The sequence below is a fragment of the Rossellomorea aquimaris genome (assembly GCF_000935355.1).
Taxonomy (GTDB): domain Bacteria; phylum Bacillota; class Bacilli; order Bacillales; family Bacillaceae_B; genus Rossellomorea; species Rossellomorea aquimaris_B.
Window position 1 is genome coordinate 37414 of the sequence record NZ_JXZC01000002.1, and the last position, 26509, is coordinate 63922.

Below are 26509 nucleotides of genomic sequence, written 5' to 3' on the forward strand. Positions count from 1 at the left end.
TAATAGAGTAAACTTTGTAATGCGCCTCTACTAGCTATTCATTCATCATTGCCCTACCAAAAAAACCCTTCTTCAATTCCTCATCTTCTACAAACAAATGCACCGCCAAAAATTGTTCTATAATCCCGTTGGAGGAGTCCAATATCGTCTCAAAGGAAGTCTTAATAATACGTGCTTCCATAAAACAAGAACCCTCATGTTCAGTTGAAAATTTCATAATGGTCCCTGCCTCCTTCATCAACAGGAGGGGAGAAATATCATCAAATTTTTGTTTATGAAACACGTACGGTAGTCCTTCTACACAAAAATGTACGTCCATCTGTCTATCCCCTTATACATTTTAATAACCATCTTTTACCCACTATAAATATGTGCAAAACCTCACAAAAATGCTGACTCCCCCTAACGAAATCAGCAAATCATGAAGAAATGTAGAAGTGACTATGAAACGTCACTCAACCGGACACTTCAATGTTATACTTTCATGTACAAAGGGGTTGAAAATAATGGAAAAATATCCAGTATTAGAAACAGAAACATTAACACTAAGGCAACTCACAATGAAAGATGTTGATTTTCTTTATGAGCTATACACGTCTGAGGATGTTCTCCGCTATTTCGGCATGAGTCCGATCGAATCGAAAGAAGTGGCTGTCAGTATGGTGGAAAACTACGAAAAGCACCTTGAAACAGGCGGACCAATGCGCTGGGCGATTGTGGAGAAGACCACTGAAAACATAATCGGTACATGCGGATTCCACGCCATTTCCAAAGCCTATAAACGCTGCGAAATAGGCTATGATTTGAGTCCCGGACATTGGGGTAAGGGCATCATGGTTGAGGCACTCTTCCCGTTACTCAGCTACCTGTTTAAAGATAAAGGAATGAATCGTGTCGGGGCAGTGATCGTCCCTTACAATAAAGCTTCTTCAAGAGTGGTTGAAAAGCTTGGTTTCAAGCAAGAAGGGTTACTCAGAGAGTATATTCTTCAAGATGACCATAGATATGATGCGCATATGTACAGTTTGTTGAAGAAAGAATGGCTTTCTGAGTTTTAGAAGAACCTGAATAGGCAATAATGGTCAGTGCAGATGAAAAGGAGCTGGTAGAATGGTACAGCAGATGTTTCAGGGGTTTTTGCGCTGGCCTTTAGTTGTTAGGATATTTATGATTGCGATTACGCTCATGCTCTCGTTTGGAACGATCATTCATTTCATAGAGCCCGATACCTTCCCTTCCTTATTCGACGGGATCTGGTGGGCGATTATTACGACTTCCACTGTGGGGTATGGGGATTTTGTTCCCTCATCGTTTGAAGGCAGACTGATTGGGATCATTCTTATCTTGGTAGGTGCGGGTTTTCTTTCTACTTATTTTGTCATGCTCGCAGCAGAAACGGTCATGACACAAAATGCTTATTTGGAAGGCAGAGCAACGTTCAAGGGGAAAGATCATGTTGTGATCGTAGGGTGGAATGAGCGGACGCGGGAAGTGATCAACCAATTAACTTCCCTGCAGTCCCGATGCGATATCATTCTGGTCGATGAAACCCTCCAAAAGAATCCATATAATAATAACCACATCCATTTTGTGAGGGGAACCCCATTTAGAGATGCCATTTTGAAAAAAGTAAATCTTCATGAAGCATCAATCGCCATCATCACCGCCGATCAAAATAAAGATGAGATAACGGCGGACATGAATTCTGTCTTGACTCTTCTTGCCATTAAAGGGAATCACCCTGATTTATATACAGTAGTGGAAATCCTTCAGAAGGATCAAGTAGCGAATGCCAAGCGGGCAGGGGCCGATGAAGTGATTCAAACGAATATGCAGACAAGCTATGTGATGATGAACAGTATCATTTCTCAAGGGATGTCCAAGACCATCTTAAAATTATTGAATCATTTAAAAGGAAACAATCTAAAGCTGATACCTGTTTCAGAAGAACACATCAATGAAAGCTTCCATTCTTTAAGTGCAAATCTTTTAAAGGGCAATGTCATCCTTTTAGGCATAAAAAAAGGAGAAATCACGACTGTGAATCCTCCTTTGACGACTATGATTGAAGAAACGGATGAACTTCTTGTGATCTCTAACTAGAGAAAAGAACGTTCTCCAGCTCTTTTACAAGTTCTTTTCCGACTTCAATGTATTCTTCCGGGAAGCTTGCATCAGGATCTTGTGGTTCTGAAAATTGATTGACAGAGCCTGAAAAGGTTCCTGTGGATGCGTAGTCGTCCAAGCCACGCTGGTATTTATGAGAAAGAAGAAACGGTTTCCCGAATTCAACCGTGGCCCCCCTTGAATCCAATTGCCCGTCAACAGACGTAAATGGTACTCTCAAATACTGGTAGCCCACTTCGTCATCAATTTTATAATCGAAATAGCCGTGATCATAATCCCAATTTCCGCCTATTGAATACCCAAGCGGCTTTAATAGCTGTTCAAGCTTATACAGTTGGTAATGCTGTCCTTCAATGCTAGATGAAAGCTCAATCACATCGATCCATCCCCTTTCTTTTAGGGATAGTTTCTCCTAAAGCGAAAGAAAAATGTAAAAAGAGCACTGAGATTTCCCTCAGTGCTCTTTTCCTTATTTAAGACGTTTTTCAAGTTCGGCTTTCTTCTCTTCAAAGCCTGGTTTTCCAAGAAGGGCAAACATATTCACTTTGTATGCTTCCACGCCCGGCTGGTCGAATGGATTCACACCAAGCAGGTATCCACTCATCGCACATGCTTTCTCGAAGAAGTACACCAGGTAACCGAATGTGTAAGCATCCATCGCAGGAATTTCCACGATCAGGTTTGGCACTCCCCCATCTGTATGTGCAAGCAATGTCCCTTCAAACGCTTTGTTGTTTACAAAGTCCACTGTTTCACCGGCTAAGTAATTCAAGCCGTCCAGATCACTGTCAGCTTTCTCGATTTTAAGCTCATGACGAGGCTCTGAAACCTTGATGACTGTTTCAAAAATGTCACGTCGTCCTTCCTGGACATATTGTCCAAGAGAGTGAAGGTCAGTCGAGAAGTTAGCTGAAGAAGGATAAATTCCTTTTTGGTCTTTCCCTTCACTTTCCCCAAACAGCTGCTTCCACCATTCAGCAAAGTACTGTAAACCAGGCTCATAGTTAATGAGCATTTCGATGGTTTTTCCTTTATTGTAAAGTGCGTTACGAACCGCAGCATATTGATAAGCAGGGTTCTCTGTCAGCTCGGATTTACTGAAATCTTCACGGGCCTGTGCAGCACCGTTCATCATCGTCTCGATTTCCACTCCGCTTACAGCAATCGGAAGCAGTCCAACAGCTGTCAGGACAGAGTAACGTCCACCGATATCATCTGGCACGACGAATGTTTCATAACCTTCGTCTGTCGCCAGCGTCTTCAGTGCACCTTTCGATTTATCCGTAGTGGCATAAATACGTTTACGTGCTTCTTCCACTCCGTACTTTTCTTCAAGCATATTGCGGAAGATACGGAAGGCTAGGGCGGGTTCAGTCGTCGTACCGGACTTTGAAATTACATTGATGGAGAAGTCCTTTCCATCAAGAAGATCCATTAAGTCTCTCATGTATGTGGAACTGATGTTTTGTCCAACGAATAACACTTGAGGTGTGGAACGCTTGTCTTTCGGAAGAGCGTTATAAAAGCTGTGGTTCAGCATTTCAATCGCTGCACGTGCTCCCAAGTACGATCCACCAATTCCGATTACTAACAGGACATCGGAATCATTTTTAATTTTCTCAGCTGATTTCTGAATGCGGGAAAATTCTTCTTTGTCGTAATCTACAGGAAGGTCGATCCATCCAAGGAAGTCGTTTCCTGCACCTGTTTGTTCATGTAGTGAATGATGAGCGACCTTCACGGCATCACTTAAGTATGTAAGTTCGTGTTCTCCAAAAAACGATAACGCTTTTGAATAATCAAAACGAATGTGTGTCATAACCATCCTCCGATTAAAATATTTTCTTCTATCTCACTTTATCGAAAGCTGACCCGAGAATCAAGAAAGCTCCCTTTATGTAAGCGTGTGCATAGCAAACTTTTTTCAACAACTATTCTCACCAGCTTATAATTCCCTAATTATGGTTCAGTAACCCCATAAAAAAGAGGGACGGACCTTCAAAAGGTCCGTCCCTTCCCATTTAAGCGAGGGTAATCAAAGGTGTTTCCTTACCTGAATGGATGATCATGATCAGGGACGCTACGTTTGGGCAAAAAAGTATCGATTATGGGGGTGAAAATAGCCAGTTGGAAAGTGAATGCTATAAAAAAGAAAGGATTTATTTGGGGAAGTATGGTAAATCCGTCCCAAACCGAATGGAATCCGGCCGTTTTGTGGAAAAATCCAGCCGAAATGATTCAGAATCCAGCCGTTTCATTACAGAATTCAGCCGAAATCACAAAAAAACCAGCCGTTTTACTATATTTACCAATTTCGACCAAAAAAGAGGGACGGACCTTCGTAAGGTCCGTCCCTCCCAGGATCGATTAAAGAGAGGCTCTCAGAATCGCAAGAACGTCGTCTTTGTTCAGTTTATTGAAGTTACCGAATTCCCCGTTGACCATGGCTTTGTCTGCCATCAGGTCTAGCTGACTGTCGTCGATATCATAGTCTGCCAATCGGGACGGAGCACCGATGCTCGTCCAGAATTCACGAAGCTTTTCGATTCCTTCCAGTGCCACTTCCTCCTCTGACTTTCCGGAAGGGTCGACATTGAATACTCGTTCTGCCAGTTGAGCAAACCGCGCAGGATTCACCTTCAGGTTATGCTTCATCCAGTTCGGAAATAGAATCGCGAGTCCACCTGCATGCGGGATGTCGTATACGGCTGACACGGCATGTTCAATGTTATGGCTTGCCCAGTCACCGTTGTAACCCATTTGCAGCATGCCATTCAGGGCGATTGTCCCGGAGTACAGAATCGTCTCACGAAGCTCGTAGTTTTCAAGATCATTGATTAACTTCGGAGCTGTTTCAATAACCGTAGTCAGAACCGACTCACACATACGGTCTTGAAGTGGTGTGTTTGTTGCGTTATTGAAATACTGTTCAAACACGTGACTCATCATATCCACCATACCGTAGATTGTATGGTCTTTCGGTACTGTGAACGTATTTTCCGGATCCAGTATAGAGAATTGCGGGAATGTCACAGGGCTGCCCCAGCCATATTTCTCATTCGTTTCCCAATTCGTGATAACTGACCCTGCATTCATTTCAGAACCTGTCGCTGCAAGAGTCAAGACTGTTCCGAATGGAAGAGCTTCTTTCGCAAAAGCTTTCTTCGTTACAAGATCCCATGCATCACCATCATATTTTGCACCTGCAGCGATTGCTTTGGTACAGTCGATGACACTTCCTCCACCAACAGCTAAAATAAACTCAATATCATTTTCTTTACTTATTTCTACCCCTCGTCTGACTGTGGAAAGACGTGGATTGGGTTCTACTCCGGAAAGCTCGAATACTTCACTGTCAATCTCTTTCAATACTGACATCACCTGATCGTATAAGCCATTACGCTTTATGCTTCCCCCACCAAATACTACAAGAACTTTTTTACCGTATTGAGGTACCAATTCTTTCAGTTGTTCAACTTGTCCTTTTCCAAAAATCAATTTGGTTGGATTGTAAAAAGTAAAGTCATTCATTTGTTGTTACCTCCTTGTATTCTTTAAGGGTCAAATCATTTCGTTACCCAAAATATTTTCAACACATTTCCTATTATCGAATATATCATCCCCAAAATGCAAAGAACTTGCACATGGAAATTTTGCTACGCTTGATTTGAATAGGAATTGGGGACATGGGAAACGTTATAAATGATTCATTCAATAAGGAGGAATACATCATGAGTGCAATTCAACGCATTGCTTTAGTTCTTACCATCATTGGTGCTGTGAACTGGGGACTTATCGGCTTCTTTCAATTCGATCTTGTTGCAGCAATCTTTGGTGGTCAAGATGCAGCTCTATCCCGTATCATTTACGGCTTAGTCGGTATTGCTGGTCTCATTAACCTTGGACTGTTATTCAAACCGACGGAAGAGCTTGAGAGAGAACCTCATACTGAGCCGACGCGCTAAAAACGGGATCTCCCGTACAATTTAAAAAAGGTGACCCATTCTCTGGGTCGCCTTTCTTATTTCAGTAACTTCTTAATAATCTGCATACCAAACCTTCCACTTGGATAACGGAAGCTTAGGTCAAATTTCGTCGTCTGCTTCAGGATGCTTTTATAATGTGAGAAGGTCGAGAAGCTTGATTCTCCGTGGTAATTTCCAATTCCACTCTCCCCTACTCCTCCGAAAGGAAGATATGGTGTAACGATGTGCATGAGTGTATCATTCACACAACCGCCACCGTAGGAAATCGATCCGTTAATTCGCTCTTCGGTGATCGGATTGCTCGTGAACAAATAAAGAGCCAGGGGTTTTGGTCGCTCAGTCACAAATTCAATGACATCGTCAAGATCCTCATATTCAATGACCGGGAAAATCGGTCCGAATATTTCGTCCTGCATCACCGGTACTGAAAAGTCTCTGGGCTCCATTAAGGTCGGTTCGATTTTTAAACTTGAGGGATCAGTGTTCCCCCCTAAGAGGATTTCACCATCTTCCAAATAGCTTGTTAAACGGTTGAAATGACGTTCGTTGACGACCCGCCCGAACTTATCACTTTTAAGCGGTTCGGTTCCATAAAATTCAATAACCGTTTTCTTAAATTCAGTGATAAATTCATCTTTCTTGCTTTTATGAATAAAAAGGTAATCAGGTGCAATACACGTTTGCCCGGCATTTGTCACTTTACCAAATGCGATACGTTTGGCAGCCAGAGGGATATCCGCCGTTTCATCCACTATACAAGGACTTTTCCCACCAAGTTCAAGAGTGACGGGTATCAATTGTTTTGCCGCTGCTTCCATCACCACTTTTCCAACCGGAACGCTTCCGGTAAAGAAAATATAATCAAATGGTTGTTTTAGGAGATGCTGCGTCGTTTCCACTCCACCTTCAATCACGAAAAGCTGTCTTGGGTCAAAATGAGTATTGATCATTTCCGCTAATAATGCCGATGTAGCAGGAGTTAATTCTGATGGTTTAATGATGGCTGTATTCCCTGCTGCTATCGCTCCAATGACAGGTGCCAGGGCAAGCTGAATCGGATAATTCCAAGGAGCAATGATCAATGTGACCCCATAGGGCTCCGGGACCGTGTAAGCTTTCGAGCCAATATGGGTCTTTGCTGTTTTCACTTTTTTGGGCTCTGCCCATTCGTCGATATGCTTTAGTACGAATCGGATTTCTTCAAGCAGGATGCCTATTTCCGTCGCATACGTTTCCATCTCGGATTTATTTAAATCCAATTTTAACGCATTTATGATTTCTGCTTCATGATTTTTAATGACGGCCGAGAATTTCTCTAACAAGTCTTTTCTATATTGAATTGGCCGGGTAACCCCTGACTTAAAAAATTGCTTATGCTGTTGAAGTGTTGATTCAACCTTTTCAAGAGAAGCTTCCTCTATCATCATTTCAGTTGACACATGAATCCCTCCGAATCATTAATGTTTAATAGTTTAAACATAAGAACGTTTTTATCGTACGACGATTTCTGTTGATTGTCAATTTCAATGATTTTACCCAGAATCGATGCTCTCTAATCATTTCGATACCAAAGAGAAATTTCCTTTCCAAACCTAAAAAGAACGTATCCCCAATAAATTGAGGATACGTTCTTTATTTTATGCGATCGTTACACCCAACCTCTGAATCTTGAGGCTTCAGCCATTTTGCGTGCGCCGACCATGTATGCGGCTAGTCGCATATTCACTCGACGATTCTGAGATGTTTCGTATACATTGTTGAAAGCTTCGACAAGTTTAGCATGAAGCTTCTCGTTTACTTCTTCTTCCGACCAATAATACCCTTGGTTATTCTGAACCCATTCGAAGTATGAAACCGTTACTCCACCCGCACTTGCAAGTACGTCGGGTACAAGCAGGATTCCTCTTTCAGAAAGAATCCGAGTTGCTTCAAAGGTTGTCGGACCGTTTGCAGCTTCTACCACAATGGATGCTTTAATATCATAGACATTCTCTTCAGTGATTTGGTTTGAAATCGCTGCGGGAACAAGGATGTCACACTCCAGCTCCAATAATTCCTTATTCGAAATCGTGTTTTCAAATAGAGTCGTTACTGTACCGAAGCTATCGCGACGATCCAATAGATAATCAATATCCAAACCTGCCGGATCATGGAGGGCACCATGGGCATCAGAAATGGCGATGACCTTTGCACCCGCATCGTGCATGAACTTCGCCAAGAAACTTCCGGCGTTTCCAAAACCTTGGATCACGACGCGTGCACCTTTGATGTCAATACCACGTTTCTTTGCAGCTTGGTCAATACAGATTGTAACACCTTGAGCTGTAGCCTTTTCACGACCTTGAGATCCGCCAAGAACAATCGGTTTCCCTGTGATGAATCCTGGTGAATCATTTTCACGAAGACGGCTGTATTCATCCATCATCCATGCCATGATCTGAGAGTTTGTGTACACATCAGGTGCCGGAATATCCTTTGTAGGGCCGACAATCTGACTGATGGCACGGACATAACCGCGGCTTAACTTTTCAAGTTCAGTGAAAGACATCGTTCTTGGATCACAGATGATTCCGCCTTTTCCTCCACCGTATGGTAAATCAACAATTCCGCATTTCAAGCTCATCCACATGGATAAAGCCTTTACTTCCTCTTCATCCACTTCAGGATGGAAACGTACCCCGCCCTTGGTAGGCCCGACTGCGTCGTTATGTTGTGCACGGTAGCCAGTGAATACTTTGATACTGCCATCGTCCATTCGGACCGGGATACGAACGGTCAACATACGAATCGGCTCTTTCAGAAGTTCATACATTTCTTCCGTATATCCTAGCTTAGATAAAGCATCATTGATGACATGCTGTGTAGAAGTAAACAGATTAAGGTTTTCTCCCATTGTAAACATTCGCCTCTTTATTATGTGATCTGAAACGTTGTAATTGTAACATATTACCGTATCTTAAACCATTGACTTGGAAAAGAAATAATTTTTATTTTCACGCCTTATTACGCTCAGTTCAAGAAAAAATCTTCTTGGTGAATCTTGAACCACCACGGGCATTATGATAATACTTTTTTGATTCTTTCGATTGCCCAATCCAGGTCTTCTTGTGAGATGACAAGTGGTGGGGCAAAACGAATGACAGTATCATGCGTTTCTTTACAAAGCAGTCCTTCTTCTTTCAGCTGTTCACAGTATTTACGGGCTGGTTCGTTAAGTTCAACTCCAATAAATAAACCACTACCACGAACTTCCTTAATCATAGGATTATCTATCTCGCGAAGTTTACTCATAAAGTATTCTCCCATTTGAAGAGAACGCTCTGCCAGATTCTCATCGATCAGTACATCCAGTGATGCAACGGAAACCGCACATGCCATTGGATTCCCTCCAAAAGTAGAACCATGGGATCCTGGGTTGAAAACACCTAATACTTCTTCATTCGCCACAACACATGAAATTGGGAATACCCCTCCTCCAAGTGCTTTTCCAAGGATGTACATATCAGGGTCAACATCTTCCCACTCGCAAGCAAACATTTTCCCGGAGCGGGCTAGACCTGCCTGAATTTCATCTGCAATGAATAGGACGTTGTTTTCTTTACATAATTCATATGCCGCTTTCATGAAGCCTTTAGGAGGGAATACGATCCCTGCTTCTCCTTGGATAGGTTCGATCAGGAAAGCTGCTGTATTTGGTGTAATGGCGGATTTCAATGCTTCCAAGTCACCGTAAGGAATCAAGTTGATTCCCGGAAGCATCGGACCGAAGCCACGCTTGTATTCTTCTTCTGAAGAAAGGGAAACAGCTGTCATCGTTCTTCCGTGGAAGTTACCGTTACATGCGATGATTTCTGCACTGTTTTCGGCTACACCCTTCACATCATAAGCCCAGCGGCGAGCTGTCTTGATCGCTGTCTCCACTGCTTCAGCACCAGTGTTCATTGGAAGCGCCATGTCCTTACCCGTCATCTTACAAATCTTCTCATACCAAGGAGCCAATTGATCGTTGTGGAATGCACGTGAAGTCAATGTCACACGATCCGCTTGATCTTTTAATGCCTGGATGATCTTTGGATGACGATGTCCCTGGTTTACAGCTGAATAGGCGCTTAGCATATCCATGTACTTATTCCCTTCAGGATCCTTTACCCATACACCCTCTGCTTCTGAAATAACGATTGGTAGGGGATGATAGTTTTTCGCACCATACTTTTCCGTTTGTTCAATAATCGAATGAGTACTTACTGTCATGAAAGTTCCTCCTTGCTTAAAAGCATTTTATTTTTAAAGCCATATGACAAGGCTAGTTAACAGATATGCAAAAAAAATTTGCATTTAGAAAACCCTTACACTTATAATAATGCAAAAGATAGTTGCATTTTTCAAGAGTTTTTTAAAATTTTTTATAATTCCGCTCTTTTTGCCGATTCAATTCCTTAAGAGTCTTAAATACAGCAACGGACGGATGGAATATTTTGCGCAAAATAATGATTTATTGACGATACGTTTTGCAGTAAACCTATTGGAAAAGAAGAGGAGAGAGACAGCATGCTGGAATCCGAAAAACGTTTGTATATGTACGAAAAAGTGGCTGAACATCTCGAATCAGGCGTTCATGTCATCGATTCTACGGGAAGAACCATCATCTACAATCGTAAAATGAGAGAAATAGAAGGGATGGAAATTGAAGACGTCCTTGATAAAAATTTGCTTGATGTTTTCCAATTTCATTCTGAAGAAGAAAGCACCCTTCTTAAAGTTTTGAACACAAAGGAACCAACCCTCAATGTGAAGCAAACTTATTTTAATATAAACGGAATCGAAATCACGACGATGAACGACACCTTCCCGATCTTTCACGATGGTGTCTTGATAGGGGCGATTGAAATTGCCCGTGACATAACGAAGCTTGAAAAGGTTATGAGAGATCATAAACAGAAGCGTCCGAGCAGTTTGATTACCTTTGACAGCATCATCGGTAAGCATCACCGCCTGCAGGACGCCGTGGAAACCGGGAAGCGGGCGACGAGGACGCCTTCCCCTGTGTTGATTTGTGGGGAAATCGGTACCGGGAAGGAGCTTTTTGCACAAAGCATCCACAACGACAGCGCCCGTGCCAATGGGCCTTTCATCACCCAGAATTGCTCATCATTACGTGATGATATGCTTGAAGAAATCCTATTTCACGATGAGGTAAAAGACAGCAATCCGGAAGACCACCGTCCCTCCCTCTTCCAACAAGCACAGGGAGGCACACTGCTACTGGACGAGATCAACTCATTAACCCCTTCCCTTCAAGAGAAACTGCTAAACTTCTTTTCACGAGGGACGGACCTTCCATACGATGTGCGGGTGATGGCGACTGTGAACGAGGATCCCATCGACGCCATCGCAGAAGGACGGTTATTAAAGGACCTCTATTACAGGCTGAGCATTGTTTCAATCTTCATCCCCTCTCTTCGTTCGAGGAAAGAAGATTTACCGGAGATTGTGAATTATTTCATTGATCGGTTCAACCACCATTTCGCCATGAGTATTAAGGGGGTTTCGAATGAAGTAAGTGAAATCTTCCAGCAGTATGACTGGCCTGGCAATGTGAGGGAGCTTGAGCATGTCATTGAGGGAGCCTTTAATCTTGTCGGCTTTGAAGAGGAGATTGGCTTCAACCACCTTCCATTCGGATTCAGGCAGAGGATTCATCATATGGCGACTGGAGAAGAAAGTCAGGATGAATCGGAGTTCCTCTACCAATCCGGAACCGAAATCAAGCCATTGGAAATTTTCATGGAAGAAGCGGAAACCTATTATATTCAAAAAGCGTTGAAATACCATGACTTTAATATCACTAAAACGGCGAAGTCCCTTGGGATGAGCAGGCAGAATCTGCAGTATCGGATACGGAAGTACGGGATTGAGCGGAATGCATTTTGATGTTGGTTCAGGGCCACTTTCTTTTTTGGGGAGTGGCTTTTTTGGTGGGGTGTAGATGTGATGAGGGGGCGGTTGGTGTGTTGCGAAATTTGTCGTATTGCTTAATTCTCCCCAACTATAGAAAAAGAGCACCAGCCCCTTCATCAGCACAACTTCACTGATAAAAAGTCCAGTACTCACCCCTTTTTATTTCACATGCTGCAAATAAGGTGTCAGATCCACCCCGATACTCTTCGCCAATTCCTTTCCAAGCCCTTCATCCGCCCGGAAGAAATTACACACTGCTCGCAGGGCAATTCTTTCGTTGATTCCTGATAATTCACTTGAAATATTTTTCACGACTTGCTTCTTCACTTCTTCGGGGTAGCTTCTGAAAATACGACCGGCCTGACCAAAATCGTCCGTTTTCTGGATTTTCTGCCTTCCCCTTTCTCCTGTCACCGGCTGTTGAACCTCTGTATACCCCGCCACTTCTTTCGGCGTATCATCAAAGCTGTTGGGCTCATAATTTACAGGGCTCATTTGCTGCTTGAATGGCATATGTCCGTCCCTTTGGTTATTCGCCACTTGAGCAAATGGGCAGTTGATCGGGAGCTGCATGTAGTTGGCACCGATCCAGTAACGCTGTGTATCTGAATAGGAAAATAGTCTTCCTTGCAGTAACTTATCTTCGGATGGAAGCATTCCGTTCACCAGCACTCCTGGATTGAAGCCCACTGATTCCGTTTCCGCAAAGATATTTTCTGGGTTTTTATTTAAGATCATCGTACCCACAAAATGAGATGGGATGTCATCCTCCGACCAGTCCTTCGTAGCATCAAGCGGATCGAAATCAAAGGAATCCATATCCATTGGGTCGAGAACCTGAACATACAGATCCCATTCCGGAAAATCTCCTTTTTCAATTGATTCATATAGGTCACGACTTGCATGGTTAAAATCTTCCCCTTGAATCTTAGCCGCATTTTCAACTGTTAGATTCTGGGTGCCTTGTTTAGGCTTCCAACGAAGCTTTACATACACTGTATTGCCAGCTGCATTCACCCATTTATACGCATGAACACTGGATCCGCGCATTTGCCTATAGTTCGCAGGAATCCCTTCATCTGTGTAGAGATGGAGCAGCATATTCGTTGATTCCGGGGTCAGGGACATAAAATCCCAATATCTCTCAGGTTCTTGGATATTCGTTTGGGGATTCGGCTTTAAAGAATGAACCATATCAGGGAATTTCATGGCATCACGGATAAAGAAGACAGGAAGGTTATTCCCCACAAAATCCCAGTTCCCTTCTTCTGTATAAAATTTCACGGCAAATCCACGGGGATCACGCAGTGTCTCCGGTGAATGCTGGCCATGGACGACGGTGGAAAATCGGGCAAATACAGGTGTTTCTTTTCCAGCTTCTTGAAAAAGTGCGGCTTTTGTATATTTTTTCATGCTGTTTTTTGTAATGAAAACACCATGCGCTCCCGCTCCTCTGGCGTGAACGACTCTTTCAGGAACTCGTTCACGATCGAAATGAGCAAGTTTCTCAATTAGTTGATAATCTTCAAGCAGCGCAGGTCCTCTTTCTCCAGCTGTAATTGAGTTCTGGTTATCGCCGATCGGGGCACCTTGATTCGTTGTTAGTTTTCTTTTATCCACTTCCGACACTCCTTTAGATTATAATAATTATTAAGTAATTATAGTTTTATTTTAACTATTTGAGAATGAAAGTCAATTACAAATTATAATTATTTTAAATTAGTAATCATTAAAATTAGTGAGTTGAGCCTCCGATAGTCACTCAATCAATCGTTCTCAAGGTAATAAAAAAATGCTCTTTTCGCCAAGTTTGTTGCTATTGTAGAGAAGAAAGTACTAGTTGATTTCCGCTCCAGGATGCTCGCTTTCCGCGGGGCTGGCGGTGAGCCTCCTCGGCTGCGCCTCCGGGGTCTCACCTGTCCAGCTATTCCCGCAGGAGTCGAGCATCCTTCCGCTCCAATCAACTTTCTGAGCATGAATCCTTAATTGAAAACAATTAAAGCAAGCTTTCTAGCAAACAATCTCATTTAAGCTAAGTAAAGATTGCTTGGCTCAAGTAAAAAGAATTATTTTTTTCTAGTTATTTTGTTTTCTGGTCCACCTTGAAGCTCTGTCACAAAATCCCGTTAGAGATGGTGAGGGGGAACTGCGCAGACTCCTGCGAAAGTACGGGCGTGCCGAACGCTAGCTGCAAGCGGAGCAGTTCCCCTCACCATCCAGCACACCCTAATCGACAGAGCCTTGCAGAACGTATGTCAAGAACAACAATCTTTGCGAAAAGAGCGTAAAAAAAGAGACAACCTATAAAAAAGTTGTCTCTAAAAATTATTATTGCGAGTAGAAGGGTAGAACCATAAAATGTACATTTATGCCTTGATCAGTTTGGAATCCGTGATAAAGCGGACGCCTTCCGTTGATTCCAAAGAGAACACTCCTCCCCTTCCTTCCCTTACATCCAATATGATCCGGAAGTGTTTCCAGTACTCATATTGCTGTTCGTTCATATAAAAAGGACAGTCGGCTACAGTACCTACCAATACATCACTGTCACCGATGATCAGGTCATCTTGACTTAAACACATAGGAGAACTGCCATCACAACATCCTCCAGACTGATGAAAGAGAAGAGCCCCATGCTTGCTCTTTAAGGTTTCAATCAGCTGGAGGGCTTGTTCAGTTGCCTCTAGTCGCTGTTCCATTTTAGAAGAATCCTAACGCTTTAGGACTATAGCTGACTAGTAAATTCTTCGTTTGTTGGTAGTGTGATAGCATCATTTTATGATTCTCACGACCGATACCGGACATTTTGTATCCACCGAATGCCGCATGAGCCGGGTATTGGTGATAACAGTTCGTCCATACGCGTCCTGCTTGAACCTCTCTGCCGAAACGGTAAGCCGTGTTCATGTCACGTGTCCATACACCTGCTCCAAGTCCATAAAGAGTATCATTGGCGATTTCAAGGGCTTCTTCTTTCGTTTTGAACGTTGTAACGGAAACGACTGGCCCAAAGATCTCTTCCTGGAAAATACGCATTTTGTTGTTGCCTTTGAAGACTGTAGGTTTCACATAGAAACCTGCTTCCTGATCTCCATCCAGCGTATTTTGCTCACCACCGATGAGTAATTCCGCTCCTTCTTCTTTCCCAATTTCAATATAAGATAGAATCTTATCCAATTGTTCTTGTGAGGCTTGGGCACCCAGCATTGTATCTGAATCCAACGGGTTCCCCTGTTTGATTTGTTTCACGCGTTCAATCGCACGCTCCATGAACTTATCGTAAATCGATTCCTGGATTAGGGCTCTTGAAGGACATGTACACACTTCTCCTTGATTCAGTGCAAACATGACAAAACCTTCGACTGCTTTATCAAGGAAATCATCATCCTGATCCATTACATCTTCAAAAAAGATATTAGGTGATTTACCACCAAGCTCCAACGTGACAGGGATAATGTTCTGAGAAGCATATTGCATGATCAGTCGGCCAGTTGTCGTTTCACCAGTGAAGGCTACCTTACCGACACGCTTGCTCTGTGCAAGAGGTTTTCCTGCTTCCACTCCAAATCCTTGAACCACATTCAGTACACCTTTAGGCAGCAAATCTTCAATCAGTTCAATCAAAACCATGATCGAGGCAGGTGTCTGCTCAGCAGGTTTCAAGACTACACAATTACCCGCAGCAAGTGCAGGGGCAATCTTCCATACACCCATCAGAATCGGGAAGTTCCAAGGAATGATCTGGGCAACCACCCCGATCGGCTCATGGAAATGATATGAGACCGTATCATTATCGATCTCACCAAGAGATCCTTCCTGTCCTCTGATACACCCGGCGAAATAACGGAAGTGGTCAATCGCCAGTGGTAGGTCAGCAGCTAATGTTTCACGAACCGGCTTACCATTATCCCACGTTTCGGCTACAGCAAGCATTTCTAAGTTTTCTTCCATTCGATCAGCGATTTTATTTAAGATAATGGATCTTTCCGTAGCAGAGGTTTTACCCCATGCGTCTTTCGCTGCATGTGCTGCATCCAATGCCTTTTCTACATCCTCTTTGTTTGAACGGGCAATTTTCGTGAAAACCTTCCCCGTGACAGGTGATACATTTTCAAAGTATTCTCCACTTGCCGGGGGCACATATTCTCCACCAATAAAGTTTTCATACTGGTCTTTAAATTGTACCAATGAACCTTCAGTATTCGGATTATTATAAAGCATCTAAGATCCTCCTGTATTTATGTATTTTTAAATTAAAGCGCTTTCATTTTCATTATATGCCATCAAGGAGGTACGGACAAGTATATTGTAAAAAGATTCTTTATTTTTCGTTAATTTAAGATGATTTATCCCACGGATTGTCAAACTTCGTCATAAAAAAAGATGATCCTCCTTATGGGGATCATCGCTATATTCACTGACTAATTGGCTTACTGTATACTTTCGAGGATAGTATATTTTCATCCGACATGAGATGTCCATGATTCTTCTTTAGGGCATCTTCCAGGTGATCCGGCATTTTCACTGAATCGTACGCACAGACGACAGTCAGGTTATGCTCATGAACCACCCGGTCTGTTTCTGTCTCGAACCAATCGATGATGGAGCACGGATCTTCTAATGTACCCCATTCGACATTTGTCCACGATCGAAAAGAGGCTTTTTTTTCTAAGTAAGGAGTAATTGTCTTCATTAAATTTTCATAAATGGCTGGAGGGTGATAACTTCCACTTGATTGATAAAAGTCAAAATTACTTATAGAGTGGACCTTTTCCAACTCATCACTTGTTAAATGGCTGTTTAGCTGTTTTTGCAGGACATTCATATTCCTCTCGTTCTCAATTAAAATGACGGTTTCCCCCATTTCAATCCCTTCGAGAATATACGTTAGGGCATTTTTTAAATATTTCTCTCTATCCTGATAGGCATAAAGAACATGCGTGCATTCATTGTCTGCCAAAAGATCGCTTATCTTCTCTTTCAAGTCGTGCCACCTCCCCATTTCACTTTCTTTAGTACTTATTCAATACTATATTGGTAAAATCCTCTTTTATATGAGGAATTCATTAGAATGCAAGGAGTTTGTAATAAAACAAAAGAGACTGCACATCAGATGAGCAGTCTCTTTATTATAGTATTATTTTTTGATTAGATCTTCACGTTCTGATTGCTCGATCCACTCTTCAAGTTTGTCTTTAAGAGTGTTAAAGCCAGCTGGTGTTGTTTCTTCGTTTGCTTGCTTTACACTTCCTTGACCTTGACGGCGAGGTTTTTTCGCTGCTGCAGGTTTTGCTTGTGGTGCTGCAGGAGCTTCTTCTGTAGCACGGATAGAAAGGCTGATTTTACCAGCTGCTTCGTCCACTGATAATACTTTAACCTTTACTTCGTCGCCTACTGAAAGGTGCTCGCTTACGTCTTTAACAAAGCCGTGAGTGATTTCAGAGATATGAACTAATCCTTGAGTTTCTTCGTCAAGTGCAACGAATGCACCGTATGGTTGAATGCCTGTAACTTTACCTGTTACAACAGTTCCTGTTTCGAATTTTGTAGTCATGGTAACACTCCTAGTATATATATTATTTTTCGTCTTTACACGCAATTGTAGATTATATCATAGAATCCGTGATTCGGCAAAGGTTTATTCTATCGGACCTCTGCAACCAAATCCATTTCCTTCGATTTCCCACCTATAATTGCTTTCTCACTAGTTATGCTTCCCAATTATTGAAATTATTAAAACAGTGTAAAACTTAGCTCTCTTTATATAGTTCTTCGGTCTCTGAAGACAAAATGACCGGTGTCGAATGAACCCAACGATCTGGCTTAACGAAATTTAAACGTTTCAACTCCTCATATACTTCTTTCAGATGAAGAGACGTTGTGTAATCTGGGTACTCTTTCAGAATATAACGGTAGGTTTTTTCTACATTTGATTTCATTTTATCATTTTCGTCGAAGATGGGTTGATACACATTTCCATCAGTAAAGTATTGATAGAGGGTATCGTACTCATGCTTCACCTCTACCCTGAATCTCGAGTTATCCGGTAATTCCTTTAAAATCTTTTCATAGTCCATCAAGCGATCAGCTGCTTCTTTCCATGTTCCTGTCAATTCACCTGCTTTAATCACTGGGTCAAACCGGGTAATCATATATAATTCATACCCTTCCGGTAAGGCTTTATGATTTGTGATCATCCTGAAGTACTCCACATCCAATGTCGTTTCAAGCCGGTCCGTCTCATTGTTATACGATAGCTTGACAGCATTATTGAATATTCCATCCCGTAACAACCATAGTTTTGGGGGATAGTCGTTTTTCATATGGTTGAACTCCTTCATATTGAGCTCTCCATTCTCAACATGAGTCATCCAATAGTCCCTATACTCATTCAACTCATCCTCGTATAGGGGGAGGATATCCTGTTCCTTATTAATAAAATCATCAACCCATACTTCTGCTTCTTCCTTTGTTAAAGGAGCTTTCAGATTTTTCATCATTACCTCAGGAGTAGCCAGGATTTGATCCAACTCCTCCCTCGCTCTCTGAACCCACTCCACTTTTCTTTCATTTGAAAAGTCCCTCATTGGAATGGACTCGATATATGTGAGGTGCCTCCCTGCATCCCGGGCGATCACTGTCGAATTAAATATGCCTTCTGTAAACCCCAGCCGCTCCATTGCCTGAGTTTTCCTGACATCATATTGGGCCTTCGCATCTTCTATTTCCCTTTGAAGTCCTTGTTCTGACTCACCGGCAAAATCAGTTTGATTCCCATTCTTTCTTCCCGGTTCATCCATCGTAAGCTGCAGGATGAGAACCGCACTGATCAGAAGGACACCAATGAAACTTGCGACGTATGGCCAATGAATAAGTGCTCGTTTCTTTTGGGATTTCCCTTCTTGTTTTATGGCTTGTATGATGTCTGAGGGATTGGTCTGATCTGGAATTTTCTTATACGATTGATTCAATAATTCCATGCGTTTTTCAAGCATCTTGTCATCCATTCAATCTCCCCTCCCTTTTTTCAGCTTCTTCCAGTTCTTTTTTCAAGAGGTTTTTTCCTCTTAAAAGTCTTGTTTTGACAGTAGATAAATTGATTGACAGGATTTCAGCCATTTCTTCATACTTCTTTTCATGAAAATAATAGAGGATGATTGGTAGTTGATATTTACCATCCAGCCTTTGAATGCATTCGTGGAGCATCCGATCCTCTTCCTGCCTCAGGATACGGTCTTGAGGAGTAGTGACGTTTTCTGAAGGTTCGCTCCCGATTTTTTTCACTCGATTGGTATGCTGATTTTCTTTTCGTTTAAAGTCCCTCGACACATTTAAAGTGATTTTATAAAGCCAGGTTGTAAATTTCGCATAAGAGAACCCATCCAGAAATCGGTATACACGAATGAACACTTCCTGTGTGATATCTGGTATATCGGCGATGGAATTCCCCATCTGATAGGCAAACCGTTCAACAATGGGAGAATAATATGTGATTAAAAGGCTATATGCCTGCAAGTCTCCTTTTTTTGCACGCTCGATCAAGTGCTCATTTTCCAATGCTTTTCCCCCTTTTCCTTTGATGCTTTCATTAATGTAACGATTGCGAAGTGGATTTTGTTTCATTTAATTACAAATGGATCCATTCTTTTAAAATTGACCAAAAAAAAAGCCTGACCCGATGAACATCGGATCAAACTATAGATTTTTGATGGTGATGGCTTTTTTCTTTTTCTGCTTTTGAATAAATGGCAGGGCATAAAGCATGAAGGCTGCAATATGGGCGAATGCAAGATTGGCCACAAACAGGCTCCAAAGCGTCACATGTCCCCATCCTCCAAGTTCCGGAACCGCTACGTAATAAATAAACACTGCCCATAAGGCTATAACAAATGGGATATGAAGAACCGCCCATTTACGATGTTCAATCCAAAGAAATAGCGGAGTAGCCGTTGCGATAAATAGATACACAAGAAATACATCCATAGTAAATTCCTCCAATCATATAGTAAACGCTTTCAATTATGGCGAAAAAAAGAATAATTTGTGAACGTTTTGTTACAATTAGTATACTACATCTCGGAGAAATTTCCAGCCCATTCAGCATGTTTTTGACTACTTTTCTAGAAATTAGGTTAAATGTAATGATTTCAAACGTTTTCACACATAATAAATGGAAATGAATGTGTTGAAATTGCTCTCAGACACTACTATTATGTCATTTCCCTCCATATTTCTTATATATTGAAAATTTAAAATTCCGGTGTACAGGGGGTGTAAAACATAGTACGATTGAAAAATCTTATTTTTTTGAAAGGAGGATCTTATGTATGGCCAAAAAAGAACAGTGGACTTCTAAGATTGGCTTTATTCTGGCAGCTGCCGGTTCTGCTATAGGCCTTGGTGCCATTTGGAAATTCCCTTATATGGCAGGTGCAAATGGAGGAGGTGTCTTCTTCCTACTCTTTATCCTTTTTACCGTTTTGATCGGTGCCCCCATACTTTTGGCAGAGTTTGTCATTGGAAGACGGGCCGGTGCAGACGCCGTTACATCTTATAAAAAGTTAGCTCCCCATTCCTATTGGCATTGGATCGGCTATTTAGGAACGGTTGTTTCTTTTATCATATTATCCTTTTACAGTGTTGTGGGCGGATGGATCCTTTCTTACTTGGCCCGAAGTGTGACGGGCTCTTTAATCGGGAAAACTCAAGCTGAGTATGGTACCTTATTCGAAAGCATCATAGCAAATCCTAAGGAAGTGCTGATTGCCCAATTCATCTTTATTGTGATCACAATCCTTGTGGTCCAAGGCGGGATTCAAAAAGGGATTGAACGTGCAAGCCGTTATATGATGCCGGCATTATTTATTTTATTTATTATTTTGGTGATCAGATCCCTTACCTTAGAAGGCGCAATGGAAGGTGTCCGCTTTCTATTATTGCCGGACTGGAGCTATTTGAATGGGGAAACGGTGTTACTTGCGCTAGGACAGGCATTCTTTGCCCTTACTGTCGGACTTTCTGTCATGGTGACGTATGCATCTTATCTATCAAAAGAGGATAGTATGCCACGGTCTGCAATCAGCGTATCCGGGTTAAATATCTTTATTTCACTTCTGGCAGGATTGGTCATCTTCCCTGCCGTTTACGCTCTTGGCTTCCAACCTGATGAAGGACCGGGGATTGCTTTTGTTGTCCTTCCAGCCGTCTTTAATGAAATTGCTTTCGGTGGCATTTTCTTAACAGTGTTCCTGATTCTACTGTTGTTTGCAACGTTGACTTCTGCATTCTCCATTCTTGAAATCGGAGTGGCCGCACTGTCAAAAGGAAATCAGTCGAAACGAAAGCCATTTACTTGGTTAATCGGAATCCTTGTGTTTTTTGCGGGTATTCCAAGTGCTCTTTCATTTGGTGTATTCGATGATTTCCTCATTCAAGGAAAGAACTTCTTTGACTTTGCCGATTATATAACGAGCAATTTCGGATTGCCGATAGGGGCATTACTGATCAGTATATTCGTTTCCTACAGATTAAAACGAGAAGATGTTTGGAGCGAAATCCAATCCGGTTCGTCTATATCCCCGGCCCTGTTCAACAGCTGGATCTTTCTTTTGCGTTACATCGTACCAGTAGCCATTCTGCTTGTTTTCATATCTTAAATGAGAGGTCCGTCCCTAAAGACGGGCCTTTTATTTTTAACATTTTGTTCACGGGAAGGCGGGCTATTTTTTTTCAAATGATGATAAACTATAGATATAAGGAAGTTATTCTATGGGGAGGGACTTTAGCATGTCACATTTTGGTGAGAATTTAAAACGGGTACGCGAAGAGCGCAAATTATCTCAACAGGAGCTTGCTTTAAGGGCCAGATTAGGCACCAAGACGATTGAAAAGTATGAATCCGATCTGCAAATCCCTGATACACAAACGATTCTAAAGCTGTCAACCGTTCTTGATATACCAGCTTCCGAGCTGCTTGAACGGGAAGTAAAGGATCATCACCCGACCGGAGTTGATGCTGAAATGGAGCAGCTGATCAAAGAATTGGGTCCCAAACGTACGAAGTTGATCCTCCGCAAAGCAAAGGAATTCTCTGAAGATGATTTCCTGCGTGTGATGCAAATGTTATATGAACTGAAATATGAAAAGAGCCAGCATTAAAAATTTTTTAATAAGTGATGTATAACCAATTAAAAAAGAGGTCATACTGAAAATAAGCTTTCTAAGTATTCCCCCTTTTGTTTTCATTTGTTGGACGATATTAATCGTCCTATTTTTTTTTGCCCAAATAAAATAGGTGCCAGGCACAAATATGTTCTTTTGTGCCTGGCACCCTTCATTTCTTAACTATGATTCTCAACGAACCTCTTCATCCGTTTCACGGCTTCCTGCAGCTGCTCCATACTTGACGCATAAGAACAGCGGATATATCCTTCTCCACCTTTACCGAATACATTGCCGGGTACAACTGCAACTTTTTCTTCCATAAGGAGCTTTTCTGCAAATTCCTCTGAAGACAACCCTGTTTTCTTAATGGATGGAAAGGCATAGAATGCTCCTCCCGGGGTATGGCATGTTAAGCCCAGTTCATTTAAGGAGTCTACAAAATAGTGACGTCGATGACGATAGCTTCGCTTCATTTCCATCACATCATCCATCCCTTTATCCAGTGCCTCGACAGCAGCATGTTGGGCAGGGGTAGAAGCGCACATCATGGCGTATTGATGAATTTTGAGTAATGAGGAAGCGATCTCTTCAGGTGCACAAATAAACCCCAGCCTCCAGCCCGTCATGGCAAACCCTTTTGAAAACCCATTGATCACAATGGTACGTTTTCTCATGTCCTTTAAAGATGCAATTGATACGTGGTGGTGATCATAGGCCAGCTCAGAGTAGATTTCATCTGAAAGGACCACCAGATCATGCTTCCGAATCACCCCTGCCAATTCTTCCAGGTTCTCCCTTTCAAGGACCGTCCCTGTCGGATTATTGGGCGAACAAAGCAAGACGGCTTTCGTCCGTGGAGTGATGGCTGCTTCAAGTTCTTCGGCTGTGACTTTGAAGTCATTTTCCGGCTTGGTTTCAACCGTTACAGGTACTCCCCCTGCCAATTGAACAAGTGGTACGTAGGAAACGAAGCTTGGCTCCACTACAATCACTTCATCTCCCTGATCAATGATTGCCCGCATACTGATATCAAGGGCTTGAGAGGCACCTACAGTCACAATGATTTCATTTTTCGCGTCATAGTCGACGGAGTATCCTTCTTTCATATACAAGCCAATCTTTTCCCGGAGTTCAAGTAGGCCTGCGTTCGCCGTATAAGAGGTGTAGCCTTGCTCCAAGGACAGAATCGCAGCTTCCCGAACCGTCCAGGAGGTAATGAAATCCGGTTCCCCAACCCCGAGCGATATGACACCTTCCATATTTGCAGCCAAATCGAAGAATTTCCGGATGCCGGAAGGCTTTAAGTTTTTCACTGATTGAGATATGTAAGAGGTCTTTGTTGTCATGGTGACACCACAATTCGTTTATCTTCACCATGATCACCAAAAATGGTTCCATCATGCTTGTATTTCTTTAATTGAAAGTGAGTTGTTGTAGATAATACAGAATCCAGAGTGGATAGCTTCTCAGAAACAAAAGTAGCCACTTCGTGCATGGAACGGCCTTCCACCGTCACAGAAAGGTCATACGCCCCCGACATTAGATAGACGCTTTTCACTTCTTTGTAACGATAAATACGATGAGCCACTTCATCAAATCCTACTCCTCTTTTTGGAGCGACTTTTACATCGATCATCGCCGTTACCCCTTCATGGCCTTCTACCTTGGACCAATCCACAACGGAACTGTACCTGACCAGAACATTGTCTTTTTCAAGCTTCTCAATCGCTTCCTCAATTTCATCAGTTGATACTTGAAGCATTTTCCCTAAACTCTCGGTGGAAATTCTGGCATCCTTCTGTAAAATCCTTACTAAATCGAGCTCCATTTCTCTCAGTTGCATTCTTCTTCCTCCTCATCACCACTAAATGGTTTTATTATATCAGAAGTCACTATTATGAAAAGAGGGATCATCACTTTAAGACTATTTTCCCCATTCCATCTATAATTACAATTGAATATGTTACAACTTTCAAATACAGGTGTTAAATGAGTAATTACGGGTAAAATACCTGTAAGCCAGTAGAGGGGAGTGACGAAGTATGCAAGAACAAGATTTCGCAAAAGTGGTTCAGGTGAATGGTGCCAATGTCTACTTTGAACATCATCAGCATCCTTCTGCCTCGGAAACCTTCGTCCTTCTTCATGGATTTCTATCGTCAACCTTTAGCTTTAGAAGGCTTACACCTCTTCTGAAACAAAATTATAATGTCATATCCATCGATCTTCCTCCCTTTGGGAACAGCGAGAAAAACAATCGATTTATCTACTCTTACGACAACCTGGCCAACACGGTCATCGCCTTGCTGGACCACTTGGATGTTAGGAATATCCATTTAACGGGTCATTCAATGGGTGGTCAAATCGCTTTGAACGTGATGAAAAAAGCACCTTCATTAGTCGAAAAAGGTGTTCTCCTATGCAGTTCCGGCTATCTCAAGAAAATGAAGTGGCCTGTCACGATGCTGAGTCACATTCCCTTTTTCCATCTGTATGTAAAGCTGTGGCTTACTCGATCAGGGGTACGAAATAATCTTGAAAATGTGGTACATGATTCAAAAATGATTGATGATGAAATGATGTTTGGGTATTTGAAACCTTTTCTGGAAGATGATATTTTCAAGGCCTTAACAAGGATGATTCGAGATCGTGAAGGAGATTTATCAGGGAACGACTTGCGTAACATCCAAACACCTTGCCTCCTTGTTTGGGGAGAACATGACAGAGTGGTACCGCTCTCCACCGGACATAAGCTCAAACAGGATATCCCTAACTCAAGGCTGGTGGTTTTAAAGGAAACCGGTCATCTCGTTCCTGAAGAAAAACCTGAGGAAGTATTGGAACACATTCATCAATTTGTATCAGCAAGTACAGCAGAGTTTTCCGACGATACTCAGACACAACCACTATACAAAAAAGGACTTTCCCAAGCGCTCATTTCTGAAACGTAGGGAGAAGTCCCTTTTTCTATTAGACCGTTAAACCGAACACGAACCTTTGTACTCCGGATCACCTCTGAACAAATCATTTTCATCTTTTACGATTACATCTTATGATTATACTGACAAATACATATTGGAAAGGGGAATATCCTGTGAGTAAGTTCGAAGAGATCATCAATCGAAAAGGGTCATCCTCCGTCAAGTGGGATCTGACGAAGACAGTATTTGGAAAAGACGATGTCCTTCCCATGTGGGTGGCAGATATGGATTTCCTTCCTCCACAAGAGGTATTGGACGCCCTGCAGGAACGGTTGAAGCACGGAATCTTTGGTTATACCTTCGTCGGCGATGAAACGGCGGCAAGCATTAAAGGCTGGCTACAAAAGCGTCACGGCTGGGACATCGAGAATACGTGGCTGCAGTACAGCCCAGGAGTCGTGCCGGCCATTTCAACCATTATTCAAGCCCTCACCATACCCGGTGACAAAGTACTCATTCAGTCCCCCGTCTATACACCGTTTTTCAGCCTGGTGGAAGACAATGACCGGGAAATAGTCAATGCTCAATTAGAGTATAAGGACGGCAGCTATTCCATCGACTATCATGCCTTTGAAGAAGCACTGAAAACAGGTGTAAAGCTATTTTTACTATGCAATCCACACAATCCGAGCGGACGTGTATGGAGGAAAGAAGAGCTTACAAAAATGGCTGAATTATGCCAGCAGTACAATGTCGTAATTGTCTCGGATGAAATTCATTCAGATCTGGTTTACGACACGCACAAGCATTTCCCATTAGCGTCCCTGAATGACTCGTTCCGGGATATGACGATTACATGCATCGCACCAAGTAAAACCTTTAATCTCGCAGGATTGCAGGCTTCAGCCATGATCACCCCCAATCCGGATCTAAGGGAAAAAATCGCCGCCATTCATAAAAAACAAGGCTTCTTCACTCTCAATACCTTTGGGATTGTTGGAATGGGGGCAGCCTATCGCTTTGGTGAAGAATGGCTGAAGGAAATACTTGCGTACCTGCAGGAAAATGTGAGGGTGACGAAGGAATTCATCCGGAAGCATTTACCAGGGCTTCAAGTGGTGGACGCGGAAGGAACGTACCTGCTCTGGATCGATTGCACAAAGATGGATTTATCAGATGAAGAACTGAAGGAACGTCTATTGAGTAAAGGAAAGCTCGCATTGGAACCCGGAACGAAATACGGGCCTGGCGGGGAAGGTTTTGTACGTATGAACATTGCCTGTCCACGAACGACGCTGATGGATGGGTTGGAAAGATTGCGAAAAGCGTTAAGTTAATAGTAAAAACGGGAAG

The 26509-nt window shown here is 42.4% G+C and carries 26 protein-coding genes; 9 read left to right on the plus strand and 17 right to left on the minus strand.

Going from position 1 to position 26509, the window contains the following annotated elements:
- Nucleotides 1–34 precede the first annotated feature (34 nt).
- The gene (locus TV75_RS07325) at nt 35–319 is read right to left on the minus strand and encodes a hypothetical protein (RefSeq protein WP_044338092.1); all 285 of its coding nucleotides are present in this window, start codon (nt 317–319) and stop codon (nt 35–37) included.
- Between the two features lie 187 nt (nt 320–506).
- Here TV75_RS07325 and TV75_RS07330 point away from each other — a divergent pair, with 187 nt between their 5' ends.
- Nucleotides 507–1058, plus strand: a complete 552-nt coding sequence (locus TV75_RS07330) for a GNAT family N-acetyltransferase (protein WP_044338093.1) — start codon at nt 507–509, stop codon at nt 1056–1058.
- Between the two features lie 52 nt (nt 1059–1110).
- Nucleotides 1111–2103: a potassium channel family protein gene (locus TV75_RS07335; protein ID WP_044338094.1), complete on the plus strand. Its 993-nt coding sequence runs from the start codon at nt 1111–1113 to the stop codon at nt 2101–2103.
- On the opposite strand, the gene TV75_RS07340 is transcribed toward TV75_RS07335, so the two are convergent.
- Nucleotides 2096–2503: a YugN-like family protein gene (locus TV75_RS07340; protein WP_044338095.1), complete on the minus strand. Its 408-nt coding sequence runs from the start codon at nt 2501–2503 to the stop codon at nt 2096–2098. The two genes, TV75_RS07335 and TV75_RS07340, sit on opposite strands and share 8 nt — an antisense overlap.
- A 93-nt stretch (nt 2504–2596) precedes the next feature.
- Nucleotides 2597–3946: a glucose-6-phosphate isomerase gene (locus TV75_RS07345; RefSeq protein ID WP_044338096.1), complete on the minus strand. Its 1350-nt coding sequence runs from the start codon at nt 3944–3946 to the stop codon at nt 2597–2599.
- A 267-nt stretch (nt 3947–4213) separates the two neighbouring features.
- Between TV75_RS07345 and TV75_RS07350 the strand changes: the two genes are divergently transcribed.
- Complete coding sequence (locus TV75_RS07350; RefSeq protein WP_044338097.1) at nt 4214–4498, plus strand: hypothetical protein; 285 nt, start codon at nt 4214–4216, stop codon at nt 4496–4498.
- On the opposite strand, the gene TV75_RS07355 is transcribed toward TV75_RS07350, so the two are convergent.
- Nucleotides 4495–5658 carry an iron-containing alcohol dehydrogenase gene (locus TV75_RS07355; protein ID WP_044338098.1) on the minus strand — a complete coding sequence of 388 codons (1164 nt, stop codon included), beginning with the start codon at nt 5656–5658 and terminating at the stop codon, nt 4495–4497. The two genes, TV75_RS07350 and TV75_RS07355, sit on opposite strands and share 4 nt — an antisense overlap.
- Before the next feature lie 200 nt (nt 5659–5858).
- Between TV75_RS07355 and TV75_RS07360 the strand changes: the two genes are divergently transcribed.
- Nucleotides 5859–6092, plus strand: coding sequence for a DUF378 domain-containing protein (locus TV75_RS07360; protein ID WP_044338099.1), 234 nt, complete (start codon nt 5859–5861; stop codon nt 6090–6092).
- Nucleotides 6093–6148: 56 nt separating this feature from the next.
- Here the strand turns inward: TV75_RS07360 and TV75_RS07365 are convergent, their stop codons facing one another.
- The 3 genes from TV75_RS07365 to TV75_RS07375 all read right to left on the minus strand — a co-directional run bounded on the left by TV75_RS07365 (nt 6149) and on the right by TV75_RS07375 (nt 10364).
- Nucleotides 6149–7537 (minus strand): aldehyde dehydrogenase, encoded by a 1389-nt coding sequence (locus TV75_RS07365; protein WP_044338472.1) that lies wholly within the window; start codon nt 7535–7537, stop codon nt 6149–6151.
- Between the two features lie 224 nt (nt 7538–7761).
- On the minus strand, nt 7762–9006 hold the full coding sequence (locus TV75_RS07370; protein WP_044338100.1) for a Glu/Leu/Phe/Val family dehydrogenase: 1245 nt from the start codon (nt 9004–9006) through the stop codon (nt 7762–7764).
- A 164-nt stretch (nt 9007–9170) separates the two neighbouring features.
- Nucleotides 9171–10364: an ornithine--oxo-acid transaminase gene (locus tag TV75_RS07375; RefSeq protein WP_044338101.1), complete on the minus strand. Its 1194-nt coding sequence runs from the start codon at nt 10362–10364 to the stop codon at nt 9171–9173.
- 297 nt (nt 10365–10661) lie between these two features.
- Between TV75_RS07375 and TV75_RS07380 the strand changes: the two genes are divergently transcribed.
- Nucleotides 10662–12044, plus strand: a complete 1383-nt coding sequence (locus tag TV75_RS07380; RefSeq protein ID WP_044338102.1) for a sigma-54 interaction domain-containing protein — start codon at nt 10662–10664, stop codon at nt 12042–12044.
- Nucleotides 12045–12230: 186 nt separating this feature from the next.
- Here TV75_RS07380 and TV75_RS07385 read toward each other — a convergent pair whose 3' ends face one another.
- The 8 genes from TV75_RS07385 to TV75_RS07420 all read right to left on the minus strand — a co-directional run bounded on the left by TV75_RS07385 (nt 12231) and on the right by TV75_RS07420 (nt 20054).
- Entirely contained in the window at nt 12231–13691 is a 1461-nt protein-coding gene (locus tag TV75_RS07385) for a catalase (RefSeq protein WP_044338103.1), read from the minus strand.
- A 746-nt stretch (nt 13692–14437) separates the two neighbouring features.
- Entirely contained in the window at nt 14438–14770 is a 333-nt protein-coding gene (locus TV75_RS07390; protein WP_044338104.1) for a DUF779 domain-containing protein, read from the minus strand.
- 1 nt (nt 14771) lies between these two features.
- On the minus strand, nt 14772–16292 hold the full coding sequence (gene adh, locus TV75_RS07395; protein ID WP_044338105.1) for an aldehyde dehydrogenase: 1521 nt from the start codon (nt 16290–16292) through the stop codon (nt 14772–14774).
- Between the two features lie 193 nt (nt 16293–16485).
- A complete protein-coding gene (locus TV75_RS07400) occupies nt 16486–17055 on the minus strand; it encodes an MEDS domain-containing protein (protein ID WP_044338106.1) in 570 nt (189 codons plus the stop codon).
- 153 nt (nt 17056–17208) lie between these two features.
- Complete coding sequence (gene yugI, locus TV75_RS07405; RefSeq protein ID WP_044338107.1) at nt 17209–17625, minus strand: S1 domain-containing post-transcriptional regulator GSP13; 417 nt, start codon at nt 17623–17625, stop codon at nt 17209–17211.
- Nucleotides 17626–17821: 196 nt separating this feature from the next.
- Nucleotides 17822–19078: a hypothetical protein gene (locus tag TV75_RS07410; RefSeq protein WP_044338108.1), complete on the minus strand. Its 1257-nt coding sequence runs from the start codon at nt 19076–19078 to the stop codon at nt 17822–17824.
- Nucleotides 19071–19628, minus strand: coding sequence for an RNA polymerase sigma factor (locus TV75_RS07415; RefSeq protein WP_044338109.1), 558 nt, complete (start codon nt 19626–19628; stop codon nt 19071–19073). Before TV75_RS07415 ends, TV75_RS07410 begins: the two co-directional genes overlap by 8 nt.
- 138 nt (nt 19629–19766) lie before the next feature.
- Nucleotides 19767–20054 (minus strand): spore morphogenesis/germination protein YwcE, encoded by a 288-nt coding sequence (locus TV75_RS07420; protein ID WP_044338110.1) that lies wholly within the window; start codon nt 20052–20054, stop codon nt 19767–19769.
- Nucleotides 20055–20398: 344 nt separating this feature from the next.
- Between TV75_RS07420 and TV75_RS07425 the strand changes: the two genes are divergently transcribed.
- Nucleotides 20399–21727 (plus strand): sodium-dependent transporter, encoded by a 1329-nt coding sequence (locus TV75_RS07425; protein ID WP_044338111.1) that lies wholly within the window; start codon nt 20399–20401, stop codon nt 21725–21727.
- 130 nt (nt 21728–21857) lie between these two features.
- Nucleotides 21858–22229: a helix-turn-helix domain-containing protein gene (locus tag TV75_RS07430; protein ID WP_044338112.1), complete on the plus strand. Its 372-nt coding sequence runs from the start codon at nt 21858–21860 to the stop codon at nt 22227–22229.
- A 182-nt stretch (nt 22230–22411) separates the two neighbouring features.
- Here TV75_RS07430 and TV75_RS07435 read toward each other — a convergent pair whose 3' ends face one another.
- A complete protein-coding gene (locus TV75_RS07435; protein ID WP_044338113.1) occupies nt 22412–23581 on the minus strand; it encodes an aminotransferase in 1170 nt (389 codons plus the stop codon).
- Entirely contained in the window at nt 23578–24078 is a 501-nt protein-coding gene (locus TV75_RS07440; protein WP_044338114.1) for an Lrp/AsnC family transcriptional regulator, read from the minus strand. Before TV75_RS07440 ends, TV75_RS07435 begins: the two co-directional genes overlap by 4 nt.
- A 199-nt stretch (nt 24079–24277) precedes the next feature.
- Between TV75_RS07440 and TV75_RS07445 the strand changes: the two genes are divergently transcribed.
- Nucleotides 24278–25186 carry an alpha/beta fold hydrolase gene (locus TV75_RS07445; RefSeq protein ID WP_082051189.1) on the plus strand — a complete coding sequence of 303 codons (909 nt, stop codon included), beginning with the start codon at nt 24278–24280 and terminating at the stop codon, nt 25184–25186.
- 101 nt (nt 25187–25287) lie between these two features.
- A complete protein-coding gene (locus TV75_RS07450; protein WP_044338115.1) occupies nt 25288–26493 on the plus strand; it encodes a MalY/PatB family protein in 1206 nt (401 codons plus the stop codon).
- The last annotated feature ends 16 nt before the right edge of the window (nt 26494–26509 follow it).

What these genes read in the sequence shown, in the direction of transcription:
- TV75_RS07325 (WP_044338092.1), bottom strand. Translation starts at nt 319, where the DNA reads ATGGACGTACATTTTTGTGTAGAAGGACTACCGTACGTGTTTCATAAA.
- TV75_RS07330 (WP_044338093.1), top strand. Translation starts at nt 507, where the DNA reads ATGGAAAAATATCCAGTATTAGAAACAGAAACATTAACACTAAGGCAA.
- TV75_RS07335 (WP_044338094.1), top strand. Translation starts at nt 1,111, where the DNA reads ATGGTACAGCAGATGTTTCAGGGGTTTTTGCGCTGGCCTTTAGTTGTT.
- TV75_RS07345 (WP_044338096.1), bottom strand. Translation starts at nt 3,946, where the DNA reads ATGACACACATTCGTTTTGATTATTCAAAAGCGTTATCGTTTTTTGGA.
- TV75_RS07355 (WP_044338098.1), bottom strand. Translation starts at nt 5,658, where the DNA reads ATGAATGACTTTACTTTTTACAATCCAACCAAATTGATTTTTGGAAAA.
- TV75_RS07360 (WP_044338099.1), top strand. Translation starts at nt 5,859, where the DNA reads ATGAGTGCAATTCAACGCATTGCTTTAGTTCTTACCATCATTGGTGCT.
- TV75_RS07365 (WP_044338472.1), bottom strand. Translation starts at nt 7,537, where the DNA reads ATGATAGAGGAAGCTTCTCTTGAAAAGGTTGAATCAACACTTCAACAG.
- TV75_RS07370 (WP_044338100.1), bottom strand. Translation starts at nt 9,006, where the DNA reads ATGGGAGAAAACCTTAATCTGTTTACTTCTACACAGCATGTCATCAAT.
- TV75_RS07375 (WP_044338101.1), bottom strand. Translation starts at nt 10,364, where the DNA reads ATGACAGTAAGTACTCATTCGATTATTGAACAAACGGAAAAGTATGGT.
- TV75_RS07380 (WP_044338102.1), top strand. Translation starts at nt 10,662, where the DNA reads ATGCTGGAATCCGAAAAACGTTTGTATATGTACGAAAAAGTGGCTGAA.
- TV75_RS07390 (WP_044338104.1), bottom strand. Translation starts at nt 14,770, where the DNA reads ATGGAACAGCGACTAGAGGCAACTGAACAAGCCCTCCAGCTGATTGAA.
- adh (WP_044338105.1), bottom strand. Translation starts at nt 16,292, where the DNA reads ATGCTTTATAATAATCCGAATACTGAAGGTTCATTGGTACAATTTAAA.
- yugI (WP_044338107.1), bottom strand. Translation starts at nt 17,625, where the DNA reads ATGACTACAAAATTCGAAACAGGAACTGTTGTAACAGGTAAAGTTACA.
- TV75_RS07410 (WP_044338108.1), bottom strand. Translation starts at nt 19,078, where the DNA reads ATGGATGACAAGATGCTTGAAAAACGCATGGAATTATTGAATCAATCG.
- TV75_RS07420 (WP_044338110.1), bottom strand. Translation starts at nt 20,054, where the DNA reads ATGGATGTATTTCTTGTGTATCTATTTATCGCAACGGCTACTCCGCTA.
- TV75_RS07425 (WP_044338111.1), top strand. Translation starts at nt 20,399, where the DNA reads ATGGCCAAAAAAGAACAGTGGACTTCTAAGATTGGCTTTATTCTGGCA.
- TV75_RS07430 (WP_044338112.1), top strand. Translation starts at nt 21,858, where the DNA reads ATGTCACATTTTGGTGAGAATTTAAAACGGGTACGCGAAGAGCGCAAA.
- TV75_RS07435 (WP_044338113.1), bottom strand. Translation starts at nt 23,581, where the DNA reads ATGACAACAAAGACCTCTTACATATCTCAATCAGTGAAAAACTTAAAG.
- TV75_RS07440 (WP_044338114.1), bottom strand. Translation starts at nt 24,078, where the DNA reads ATGCAACTGAGAGAAATGGAGCTCGATTTAGTAAGGATTTTACAGAAG.
- TV75_RS07445 (WP_082051189.1), top strand. Translation starts at nt 24,278, where the DNA reads ATGCAAGAACAAGATTTCGCAAAAGTGGTTCAGGTGAATGGTGCCAAT.
- TV75_RS07450 (WP_044338115.1), top strand. Translation starts at nt 25,288, where the DNA reads ATGATTATACTGACAAATACATATTGGAAAGGGGAATATCCTGTGAGT.